Here is an 11,672-nt window from a genome sequence, read left to right as displayed (position 1 = left end):
GATGGATGAAAACACCCAGCCGCGCTGGGCCGACAAAACCTCGGCCATCCCGGGGTGCACGACTTCCGGCGCCGAGCTTGCAGCCCTGGCGGGTGCGACGCCCCCCATGCTGAACGCCTGGAAAGGCGGCGACCTTCAGCCGGTGCGCAAGGACGATGTGGTCGAGAAATGCACCTTTTGTTACCACCGCGTGCTCAACGGCCTGCAGCCGGCCTGTGTCGAGGTATGCCCCGCCAAAGCGCGTATCTTTGGGGATCAGGATGATCCGAACAGCGAAATTGCGCAGATTTTGAAGAAAGAAAAATCTTTCCGCCTGCAAGAAGAAAAAGGCACCAGGCCCAACGTCCATTACATTGGAAAATACAGCCCACGGGCTTGAATTTGCCTGAAGCCAATTGCATCAAGGGCCGGCTTGTCCGGCCCTCTTTTTTAGCCAAGGAACAATGATGTCCGATTACAACCCAGACCAAGTCACTGCGCGTGAGGACCTGTGTCGTTTCCTGTCTGCCTGTTATTACGAACCAGCGGCGGAGTTTGCAGAGGAGAATTTGTTTGATTCCATGCTGGTGGCAGCCACGCGGATTGATCCTGAACTGGCCGATCAGGCACGCCAGCTGGGAGCAGCATTTCAGGCGCAGGACATGCAGACACTACTGGTGGACTACACGCGACTTTTTCTCGGGCCGATAAAGCCACTTGCCAATCCTTATGGTTCGTCCTGGTTGAATACGCCGGTGCAGACGGAGGAGAATCTGCCTCCACCCGTGCTTGAGTTGTACCTCGCAGGTGGATTTGAAATCGATGAGGACTTCAGGGATCTGCCAGACCATGTGGCGGTGGAGCTGGAATTTTTGTACCTGCTCACGTTCAACAGGAATCATGCAGAGGCTGCCGGCAGCGCAGCAGAGGCGGCAGCCATCGAGCTTTTGCAAAGACGTTTTCTGAGTGAGCATCTGGGTGCATGGATTGGCCCGTTTGCTGCTTCGGTCAAGGCGGGTGCCGAGACTGATTTTTACCGGAAACTGGCCGACTTCACCGAGCGCTTTGTGCGCATGGAAGCGGCAAGGCTGTCTGTGCACTGAACAGCTTGTTGTCATCAGAAAAAGATGAGTCACCTGTGAAAATATTTGGTATCGCCGGTCATTCCGGCATGGGCAAGACCACGTTGCTGGAGCGCTTGGTGCCTGCCATTGCAGCGCGGGGTTTGGTGGTGTCACTGATCAAGCACAGCCACAAGAACATTGACATTGACCGTCCGGGCAAAGACTCTTATCGCCTGCGTGAGTCGGGTTGCAAAGAAGTTTTATTGCTGGGAAATGACCGCTGGGCCTTGATGCACGAGCTGCGCGGTGCGCCAGAGCCGTCGCTGGACTACTTGCTGGATCGCATGCAGCATTGCGATCTGGTGCTGATTGAAGGCTTCAAACATGGCAATTTCCCCAAGCTGGAAGTCTGGCGAAAATCAGGAAGTAAAGATACGCTGTGGCCGGATTGGCCTGGTATTGTGGCCATTGCCAGTGATCAGCCTCCCACGTTGCCCGCTCAGAGGGCGATAACGCCCGGCCTATCGCATCTGGATCTGTCGGATATTGCGTCAATAGCCGAATTCGTTTTACGGCACGCTGCCCAACGTGAAGCCCTGTGGGCAGGGGATTCAAAAGAGTCTGCAAATGGCTAGCGATAACGGCTGGCGATGTCAGTCTGGCCATTGGCGAGGTCGCGAAAACCCCTAAATGGTAAGCTCCTGACTTTGGACTCACATCAGGAAAATACCATGAAGTATGGACTCGTTGCGCATCGTCTACACCGACTTGGTGCCGACTGCTCCTTGTTGCGCTGGGCCAGGCATTGTGAAGCAGACCTGAATACGCTCGCGCTCGATTTGCACGCCACCGGAGGGGCGCATGACGCTTTGCTCATCAACGACTTGCTGCGCAGTCGCCTGATCTCAGTAGGCCATGGGCGCGACGGAGGATTGATGCGTCTGGTTTCGCGGGCCGCAGGAGGTCTGACCCCCGATGCCGCCATCGATGGCGTGTTCTTCTTCGTCGACCCGGTTAATCCGACTTCCATGTACCCAGAGGCGCAGGCACTCAAGCGCCAATGTGTTATTCACGGCAAACCCTTTGTCGCCACCTTGGCCGGTGCCATTGAATGGGTTGGCGTTGAGATGGCCTGTGCCGGAATGGTCGCCAGCTCGGTGCCTGAAGGCAAGAAATTGCCGGCACCTGAGTCCCAGGTGCTTGCCCTGATTGCGCACGATGCGCTCAAGAGCGACATGCTTGCGTTTGCTGTTGAGCATTTCGATATGTTGTCGCGTTTTGCCGGTCGCGTTGCCACAGGCACCACGGGCAGCCAGCTCAACGCCATGGCCTGGTCGCGTGGTTGGCCTGCATCGCGGCCGTGGGTGACTTGTTACCAGAGCGGACCGCTCGGCGGTGATGCGCAGATCGCCGAGCTGGTGCTGGACAGACGCTGTCAAAAGGTTATCTTTTTTGAAGATCCCCATGTGGCACGGCAGCACGAGGCCGACATCCAGCTGTTGGAGCGAGCGGTGTACAGTGCTGGCGACGTCACCACCTGCTTCAATACGCCTGCTATGACCAGACGCTGGGCCCAGGCCGTGGGCAACTGACGGCGAACGATATTTGCAGGCACGGCGGGGTTTTACAATCATCAGCCTCTGCCTCCGATGCCTGCATCGGTAAAATTCATAAGGTGTGCCTGGCGTTGGTGCCACCTCTTTTAAAGTCCTGAACCATGTTTCGTACCCTGCTTAAATCAAAGATCCACCGTGTCGCAGTGACGCAATGTGAACTGCACTATGAGGGTTCCTGCGCCATTGATGAAAACCTGCTCGACGCGGCCAACATTGCTGAAAACGAGCAAATTCATATTTGGAACATCAACAATGGCGAGCGCTTTATCACCTACGCCATCAAGGGCGAGCGTGGCTCGGGCATGATTTCTGTCAACGGTTCCGCGGCACGTCGAGCGGCCGTGGGTGACCTCATCATCATTGCGGCTTTCGGCCAGATTCATGAGGATCAGGTTGCCAGCCACCAGCCGCAACTCGTGTTTGTTGACGAGCAAAATCGCCAAACCGGGTTGCGCCACGCTGTGCCGACCCAGAACGCCCCAGGTAACTGACCTGCCCTCCAAGGGTTGTCATCCGCTCTCAGTTTCCAGACTCTTCAGCGCTTGCGCAGCAAGTTGACGCGCATCGGTCGCACAAAGCGGGCGCCATCTGCGCGCATGTGTGGCGCAAAGCGGGCGCCATCTGCGCGCATGTGTGGCGCAAAGCGTTCTTGCACCTGCTGCAGTGTGGTGGCATCAAGCCGATGGTCGGCATACGTCACGCCGATCATGCGCGCCTCAAAATCGGCAAAGTCGCGGAACTGCACGGGAACATCAAAGTGGGTCTCGCTGAGCTGCTCCCAGCCGCCCGTGGCTACCGCTTGCTGAATCGCGCGCAGCGCAGTGGCCCGCACCTGTTCCTCATCGTGGAACAGGCGCATCACTTCGTTGAGCGGACCGGCAAACACCGGTTCCGAGACATAGAGCAGTGCGCCGGGTTTCAAGACCCGGTGGATTTCTGCCAAGGCCTGGTCCAGTTGCTGCAATGGCACATGGTGCAAGGATTTCAACATCAAGGCCAGGTCAAAAGCCGCTGATGGCAGCGGGATGGACTGTGCGCCTGCCTGGATGAATTGCAGACCCTGCAATGGCTTGAGCAGGTTCTTGGCATGCTGGCGCTCATCCACTTCCAGTGCGGTAATCTCGCAGTCCGGGAAGCGGGCCAACAGCTGGCGCGACAACTCGGCTGCGCCACAACCCAGCTCGATGATTTTCCGGTGTTGATCCAGCTTGACCAGCGTGTGCAGCAAGTCAAGTTCATTACTGACCAGGGGCATGGACATCAGATCCTTTGAGATGATTGGGGCATCAGAACAGTCGTCCAGCTTGTTTGCACCGGACGGCTGTTTGGCGCTTGGTCTTAATAATAACCGAGCATTTTCCACCACACGGCCCCGACCGTGAAGGTCAGGATGACGTTGAACGTGACCACGAAGAAGTAAAGATCGTGGCAGCAAAGATGGCGAACCTGTGCCAGGCCTGCAGTGACAAGCCTTCAGGCGCTGGCGTGAACCAGATCGCCAGACCCAAAACAATGGGCACAGCTACAGCAATGGCTTGCCTGGTACTGGACGTTGTTTCGTTGGTTGACATATCGACTCCTTTCGGGTCATGTGACGGGATAGGCGATTAACCCAGTCTGGCCGAACTTATCAGGACCTGGTCAACCATTTGCGGCGCGCTATCGAGGTCATTCGCCGGATCGGTCAGACGCTCGATCAGCTCCGGTTGGAGGCGGCTGGCAACGCTGGGGATGAAGGTTTCGGGAATGGCAGGATGACCTTGTGCAGTTAGCCGTGACGAATCCCAGGTTTGTCAAGCGAACCGACGAAGTGGTTGCCGACCGTGAGTTGGCGCGGGACATTGGCTGTGCGCCGGGCTCACGCTGGCTGCGCTACACGTTCTCGATGGTGTTGAAGCGCGCAGTCGACCACGTGTATTGTCGCCTCAGCTTCTCTTGGTCTTCAGGGCTCGGTCTGTTTGTCCATGTGCATACCGCATTGTTTTTCTGGCGCCTGCCCCAGCAGGCCGCGCACGGTTGCCAGCGCACCGGGGTAGTCGAAAGCCGCCATTTGCCGACCCAGTTGCATCGCCGTTGTTCCGTGCGTTGCCAGCAAAAGTTGCCGGTTGCTCTCGAAAATATTGCCGGCCACGGTATCGAAACTGGCCAGCGGGGTCGCCAATTGCTCAAGCACCTGCCGCGCTCGTTCGGGGTCGGGCGCCGGTACGCTCTCCGCTACCGCCTCGGGCATGTGCGCAGCCAGTGCCGCGTGCGCGGGTGCGCCGGTTTCCATTGTCGCCACCGGCCGCACTGTCGCTGCCCGCCTGAGCCGGACCGTCACCCAGAAAGTGCTGCCGCTGCCTTCCTGGCTGGTCACCCCGGCGTCGCCGCCCATCAGGCGCGCGATGCGTCTGGAGATGGTCAGCCCCAGACCGGTGCCGCCGTACTTGCGAGTCGTCGAGCCATCGACCTGGGTAAAGGCGTGGAACAGCCCGGCTTGCTGTTCGGGACTGATGCCGATGCCCTGGTCGGCGACCTCGATCTTCAGCAACACGCTGTGGCTGTCCTCCTCTGCGACGCTGGCACGAATGGTGATCTTCCCGCGCTCGGAGAACTTGATGGCGTTGCCGGTGAAATGGAGCAAGATCTGACGCAGACGCACGGCGTCGCCACGCAGCAGATCGGGCAGGGCCGGATCGATATGCCACGACAGGCTCAGTCCCTTGGCACGGGCCAGCGTGTCCTCCATCTGCATGGCGCCGCCAATGGTTTGCGCAAGGGAAAAGTCTTCTTCGTCTAGCGTCAGCCGGTCGGATTCGATATCGGCGATGTCGAGGATGTCGTTGATGACGTCGCGCAGGCGTTTCGCCGCGCCCTGGCTCTTGTTCAACCAGTCGATCTGCTGGGGGTCGGTGGCACGGCGCAGTGCCAGGTCGGTCATGCCCATGATGCCGTTCATCGGCGTGCGCAGCTCATGGCTCATGTTGGCCAGGAAGACGCTCTTGGCGCGACTGGCGGCTTCTGCGGCGTCTTTGCTTGCCGCCAGCTCGGCTGTGCGCACGAAGACAAGCTCCTCAAGATGGTCGAGCACGGATTTCAGGTGCGTCTGACTGGACCATAGTTCGAGATTGGCGGCCTCGGTCAGCGCCTTCTCTTGCTCCAACGACCGCATCAGTTGTTCCTGGCTATAGGCATTGGTAAAAGAGCGTGTCGTAAGCAAGGCGCGGGCAACGCCCCAACTAAGCACCAAGAATCCTCCGGCGAAGATCACATGAGCCAGCCACCACATATGGTTCCATGGCTTTGCGAGTATGAAAGCGATGGCGGCCTGTGCGAATATCGCAAGCGCGATGGCATAGACGATCATCAGCGGTGACTGGATTTGGCGCCATGCCATCACCGCAATGGCTGTCACGCACAGGATGACGGCGCCACTTTCGAGGGAAATGGGAACCCACGGGCTACTTGCGATTGGCGAGTAGGCAAGCATCACGACAGCAACATTGACAACAACGCACGCTCCAACGACCCGTCGCCAGAACCCGGTATTTGATATCGCCAAAGGGTCCTCTGGCGGACTGCCATACTGTGTGAGTCCGAAAACAAGGCATCCGAGTATGGCGAGCCGCGATACAGGTCCGAACAGGAGAAACAGCCAGATGTTGTGATCGGCCGTTCGCGTCAAAATGCCGTGTGGCGCATAGATCAGCGTGAATGCGAGAAAACCTACGGTCAGCCAGCGAAGGAAGACTTCGCCTGAAGTGCTGTAGCTCCGCCAGGAAACGTAGGAGACAAAGCCGCTGATCGCGACCGCGATGGCAATGAAGAGTTCGTGAAAACCGTGATTCTCGAACCGCAGAGGGGGCGTGGCGGAAAAGGTGCTCAGGTACCAGATGGTGATGGCCGGTGTCAGCGCGGCACCCACCATCAATATTTTTTCGTAGAGGCGCGTGGATGTTTCAAATTTCATTGACTCGCCCTGTGTTTCATGGAGGCCAGAAATTTTTCATGGACTTTCAGGCGCCTGCTGCAACAGGCCACGCACGGTGGCCAGCGCGTCGGGGTAGTCGAAAGCCGCCATTTGTCGCCCCAGTTGCATCGCCTCTGCTCCGTGTGTCGCCAGCAACAGTTGCCGGTTGCTCTCGAACAGTTCGCCGGCCACTGTATCGAAACTGGACAGCGGAGTCGCCAATTGCTCGAGCACCTGCCGCGCTCGCTCGGGATCGGGCGCCAGCGCGCCACCGGCCGCAGTCTCGGGCAACTGTGCGAGTACCGCATCCAGGGCCGCTTGTTCCGTCTGCAACGACGCCAGCAGCGCCGGCAACGGAGTTGCCGCATCGCTGCGAAACCCGAGTTCCAGCGCCGCAGCCGCCGCATACAGGGCAGTTGCACCCAGGTTTGCTGCGACGCCCTTGAGGGCGTGCACTCTTTGCCAGGCAGCCTCGGTATGCCCGGCTGCAAGCGCGCTGCGCAGGTACTGCGAATCATCGCGATGGTTGGCAGCGAACTGCCGCAACAAGGCCACATAAGCCCCCACGTTTCCATTCAGGGCCCGAATGCCGCGGGCCGAGTCGAGACCGGCAAATTGAACCAGCTGGCTCGGTAGCGCTGGCTGATCCTGCGGCAGACGTGCCGACGGCACGATTGCAACTGGCGAGCCCTGTGTCTGTTGCTGGTGTGGCAACCATTTCAGCAAGGTGGCAAAGAGTACCTCCGGTTCGACCGGTTTGGTGATGAAATCATTCATCCCCGCGTCCTTGCAGGCCTGGCGGTCATCGTCAAAGGCATTGGCCGTCATCGCCAGGATGGGTCTTGCATCCCAGTCCGGCAGGGCGCGGATGGCCCGGCTGGCCTCCAGACCGTCCATGTCGGGCATCTGCATGTCCATCAGGATCAGGTCGTAGGCTCCGGCTGCAGCCATTGCCAGCGCTTGCCGGCCGTCCACCGCGGTATCCACGGCCAGGCCCACGCCGTGCAGCATTTCCAGCGCCACTTCGCGGTTGATCGGGTTGTCCTCCGCCAGCAACAGCCTCGTGCCGAGAAACTGCGCGCGTAATTTCGCCTCGACATCGGTCGTGCGCTCGAGCGCTTCGGCAGGCATGACGCCATAGCCGCGTTGCAGGCGGGCGGTGAACCAGAAGGTGCTGCCCACGCCGGGCGTGCTGTCGGCGCCGACTTCTCCGCCCATCATCTGCGCCAGTTGTTTGGTGATGGCGAGCCCGAGGCCGGTGCCGCCGTATTTGCGCGAGGTCGTGACATCCGCCTGCTCAAAAACCTGGAACAACCGCTGGCTGACCTCGGGCGTGATGCCGATGCCCGTGTCCTCGACCGCGAATCGCACCAGGAGGTCTTCACCATCGTCTTCCAGGAGCTTGGCACTCAGTTTGATGTGACCTCGGTCGGTGAACTTGACGGCGTTGCCCGCGCAGTTGAGCAAGGCCTGGCGCAGCCGAACCTGATCCCCGCGCAACCACGCCGGCACGGCGTCGCGGTCGACTTCGACCGCAAGGCCTTTTTCGCGCGCCGCAGGGGTGATGATGGAAGTGACATTGTCGAGAACGGCAGAGAGGTTGAAGTCGGTATTGTCCAGTTGCAACTTGCCGGACTCGATCTTGGAAAGATCGAGGATGTCGTTGATGATCGACAACAGGTGCCGGCCTGCGGTGTCGATCTTTTTCAGCCGGTCCGCCTGTTCCGGCGTGGCACCCGCGCGTTGCATCAGGTGGGTAAGGCCAATGATGGCGTTCATCGGCGTGCGGATTTCGTGGCTCATGTTGGCAATGAAAGCACTCTTGGCAATGTTGGCAGCCTCGGCCTGCTGGCGTGCCAGTGCCAGCTCCGCCGTGCGCTGCGCCACCAGTTCCTGCAGATGGTGGCGGTGATGGTCCAACTCGATGCCGATGCGTTTCTTTTCTGTGACGTCTTCCTTCACCGCAACATAGTGGCTGATCGATCCGTCGGGCTGGCGCAGCGGCATGACGATGGCAAACTCGATGTACTCGGTGCCGTCCTTTCTGCGGTTGTGGAATTCCCCCTTCCACGGCTGCCCTTGCTGCAGGGTGTCCCATAGGCTCACATAGGTCTCGGGCGTCGTCTTGCGCGACTGTAGGACGCGCGGATTGTTCCCGATCAACTCCTCGCGGGTGTAGCCGGTCGTCAGCACGGCCGCGTCGTTGACATACTCGATCTCGGCCGCCAGGTTGGTGATGACGATGCTCTCCTGGCTCTGCTCCACGGCCAGTGACAACTTGCGAAGACTCGTTTGAATCGCCTCGGCCTCGTTGCGTGCGGCTACGGCATCTTCCATCAGGCTCAATGCGGCCCGTGCCGCCTGGCGCTGGGCTTCAAGGGCGGCGCTCATGTCGGCTTGGCGCCGGGCCTCGCTTTCGGCAAGCTGGAGTGCGGCCTGCTTGCGCGCGGTGATGTCATGAAAGAGGACACCGACCTGTCGACTGGTCTGTCCACCAACACGGTAGGCGCTCACCTCGAACCAGCGACGCAGCGCCATTGCTTCATTCTCGAACCTTACCGTCTCGCCCGTCACGGCGACTTTTCCGTAAATTTCATACCAATGTGCCTCGAGCTGCGGAACGACTTCGCGTGTCCCCCTGCCCTGCACGTTGCGCAAGCCGGTCTGCGTCTCAAATGCGGTATTGGTCTCCAGGAAAACGAGGTCCCTGGTTTGATTCTTTTCGTCGAGCAGGACTTCAAAGAGGCAAAACCCCTCGATCAACGAGTCGAACAGCGCGTGATAACGCAGCTCGGCCGACCGGCGGTCGGCCTGGTTGGCAAAGTTGTCCAGGGCAAAGCCGAGGTCGGTCGCAATTTCGGTCAACAAGTTGCGGACGTCTTCGTCGAATATGTTCACCGCGCCGGTGTAGATGGAAAACACGCCGACGGTCCGGCCGTTGGCGTGCAAGGGCAAGAAGGCCGCGGCCGCCCAGCCGGCGCGCGCGCCGCGCTCGTGCCACGGGGCAGTGCGCAGGTCGTTGGCGTAGTCCTGGCACCAGAATGCCTGATCCTCCCGGATCGCGGTGCCGCTAGGTCCCTGGCCAAACGGCGAGAGAGGGTCGGCCGAGATTTGAATATCCGCCAGATCCTCGATGCCATTGCCAAAGCTGGCGACCGGCCTGACCTCCTGCGTCGCTTCGTCCACCAGACCGATCCAGGCCGTCTTCATGCCGCCCAGCGTGACTGTGGCCTGACACACCCTCTGGAACAGATCATCGGCGTTGCCGCTTTCCACAATGGCATGGTTGCAGGCGCTCAGGATGGCATAGAGCTGCGTAATTCGGTGGGCCTTTTCTTCCGCCTGCTGGCGATCAGCCACCTCCTGGCGCAAGTCGGAGACCAGGTCAATGGCCATGGCATCAAAGGTGCGCGACAGTTCCCCCAGTTCATCATGGGCCCTGCTGGCACTGTGCACCGTCAGGTTGCCACGCGCCACGGCACTGACCGCCGCATGAAGGCGGGACAGCGGCTGCAACACCCGCCGTGCCAGCAACGCACTCAAGGCTGCAAGGAGGAACAGCGCCGCCAAAGGGATTGCCTGGCTCAACCGATGCAGTTGTCGATCGACTTGCGCGTGCTCGGCCCGGATCGCTTCTTCCCGGCGTTCCATGCCTTCGGACAGGATGCTGACGTTGGACAGCATCTGGTCGAGCAACAGCCGTTTGCGGCGCATCTGCAACGGCGTTTCGGGCGACTGGCTGGCGGCCTCCAGTTGCGCGAAAAGCCGACCCAGCATGGTTGCCTGCTCGGGCATCTGATCGGGCAAACTCAGCGGCGGTCCGGCCGCCGCGCTGTGGTCGCCATTCATCCTGCCGACCAATGCGGCAAGGCTTTCCTTCCATTGCAGTGCTGCCCGTTCTTCGGCATGCAGGGCATATTCGTGGGTCAGTACCAGCAGCTTGGAAATCTCCCGGGCATTCTCGTGCGCCTGAGTCAATCTTGCCGACAACACCTCCATGCGCTGCGCGAGGTGCCAATTCACAAGGCCCAGCACCAGAATCAGCAACAGCGCGGCAGCGAGAGAAGCACTTAGCAGGGTGCGGATACGCATGGGTTATTTCCCGATGCGCAACCGGTCGGGCCGAGCCTTGCGCAGCGGTTCGCCATAGATGAAATTGAGGTAGTTCGGTGAACGGCTGGCGCTCACATGGCCTTCCTCGCGGGCCCAGCGCGCTGCGCTTTCTAGCGCGACGATCAGCGACTGATCGAGCATCACGCGGTATTGGTATTTGGGCCATATCCAGTCGATGAAATCCTGCTCCAGCGCGAGGCGCTTGCGCAGGATGGCCTGTGCCTTCACGGGTTCGGCCTGGATGAACTGTTCGGCGCGCAGCAGCGCGCGCAGCAAGCCGGCCAACTCGTCGTCGCGCGGCCCCAGGAGCTTGCGACCGGCGATCAGGTTGAAACTCAGGCGATAGGCGCCGGGGTTGGGCAACTGCCGGGCGCCCTGAACGGTCTTGAGGATTTCGAAACTGAACGGATTCCAGATGGCCACCGCATCGACCTCGCCCTTGGCCAGCGCGGGCGCCATGGTCTCCGGCTGCAGGCTGACCGGTCGTGTCGATCTCGAATCAACACCGTGGAAAATCAGCCAGGAATCGACGTAGTAATCGCTGGCAGTGCCGATGACCATGCCGATGCGCTTGCCCGCCAGTTGTTCCGGGCGTGCATGGCCGACAGTCTTGCCGGTGATGAGGTCAACATCTTCATTGCTGGTCACGAAGCTGGCGATCACCGCAAAATCATTGCGCTTGAAACTCTGGAACACCACCACGCTTTCGGATGACGTAGCGAGGTCGGCCACGCCGTCGTTCAGCTGCTGCATGGTGCGGTTGCCGCCGATCACTTCCTTGAGTGTGACCTGCACACCCTCGGCGGCGAAAAATCCCTGGCTTTCAGCAACATAGAGCGGCAGGGACAAGGGGGTGCGCGCCACGGCGATGGTCAGCCCCGTGGTAGCGGCGGCTGGCAGTCCGCTCAAGCCCAGCAGCAGGCTGGTCGCCAGAAACCGCAAACGCAAGCG

10 protein-coding genes are annotated in these 11,672 nt (G+C 60.2%); 5 read left to right on the top strand and 5 right to left on the bottom strand.

Annotated elements, in window-relative coordinates; genetic code table 11:
• From NDI87_RS13335 to panD, 5 genes are all read left to right on the top strand, one after another.
• Positions 1–379, top strand: a 379-nt coding sequence (locus NDI87_RS13335) for a 4Fe-4S dicluster domain-containing protein (protein WP_366028900.1), incomplete at its 5' end; no start/stop codon positions are given.
• Positions 380–446: 67 nt separating this feature from the next.
• Positions 447–1,082, top strand: coding sequence for a molecular chaperone TorD family protein (locus NDI87_RS13330; protein ID WP_296275813.1), 636 nt, complete (start codon positions 447–449; stop codon positions 1,080–1,082).
• Positions 1,083–1,117: 35 nt separating this feature from the next.
• Positions 1,118–1,678 (top strand): molybdopterin-guanine dinucleotide biosynthesis protein B, encoded by a 561-nt coding sequence (gene mobB, locus NDI87_RS13325; RefSeq protein ID WP_296275811.1) that lies wholly within the window; start codon positions 1,118–1,120, stop codon positions 1,676–1,678.
• A gap of 96 nt (positions 1,679–1,774) precedes the next feature.
• Positions 1,775–2,635 carry a methylglyoxal synthase gene (locus NDI87_RS13320; protein ID WP_296275809.1) on the top strand — a complete coding sequence of 287 codons (861 nt, stop codon included), beginning with the start codon at positions 1,775–1,777 and terminating at the stop codon, positions 2,633–2,635.
• A 125-nt stretch (positions 2,636–2,760) separates the two neighbouring features.
• On the top strand, positions 2,761–3,150 hold the full coding sequence (gene panD / locus NDI87_RS13315; protein WP_296275807.1) for an aspartate 1-decarboxylase: 390 nt from the start codon (positions 2,761–2,763) through the stop codon (positions 3,148–3,150).
• A 44-nt stretch (positions 3,151–3,194) separates the two neighbouring features.
• Here the strand turns inward: panD and NDI87_RS13310 are convergent, their stop codons facing one another.
• The 5 genes from NDI87_RS13310 to NDI87_RS13290 form a co-directional block, all read right to left on the bottom strand.
• Positions 3,195–3,914: a class I SAM-dependent methyltransferase gene (locus tag NDI87_RS13310; RefSeq protein WP_366028897.1), complete on the bottom strand. Its 720-nt coding sequence runs from the start codon at positions 3,912–3,914 to the stop codon at positions 3,195–3,197.
• Between the two features lie 130 nt (positions 3,915–4,044).
• A complete protein-coding gene (locus NDI87_RS13305; protein WP_296275803.1) occupies positions 4,045–4,230 on the bottom strand; it encodes an anion permease in 186 nt (61 codons plus the stop codon).
• 371 nt (positions 4,231–4,601) lie between these two features.
• Positions 4,602–6,608, bottom strand: a complete 2,007-nt coding sequence (locus tag NDI87_RS13300; protein ID WP_296275801.1) for an ATP-binding protein — start codon at positions 6,606–6,608, stop codon at positions 4,602–4,604.
• 36 nt (positions 6,609–6,644) lie between these two features.
• Positions 6,645–10,700 (bottom strand): ATP-binding protein, encoded by a 4,056-nt coding sequence (locus tag NDI87_RS13295; RefSeq protein WP_296275799.1) that lies wholly within the window; start codon positions 10,698–10,700, stop codon positions 6,645–6,647.
• Positions 10,701–10,703: 3 nt separating this feature from the next.
• A partial coding sequence (locus NDI87_RS13290; RefSeq protein WP_296275797.1) for an ABC transporter substrate-binding protein occupies positions 10,704–11,672 on the bottom strand: 969 nt, incomplete at its 5' end.

It is taken from the genome of Rhodoferax sp. (assembly GCF_023701345.1).
Taxonomy (GTDB): domain Bacteria; phylum Pseudomonadota; class Gammaproteobacteria; order Burkholderiales; family Burkholderiaceae_C; genus Rhodoferax.
This window is presented reverse-complemented; position numbering and strand designations above follow the sequence as displayed.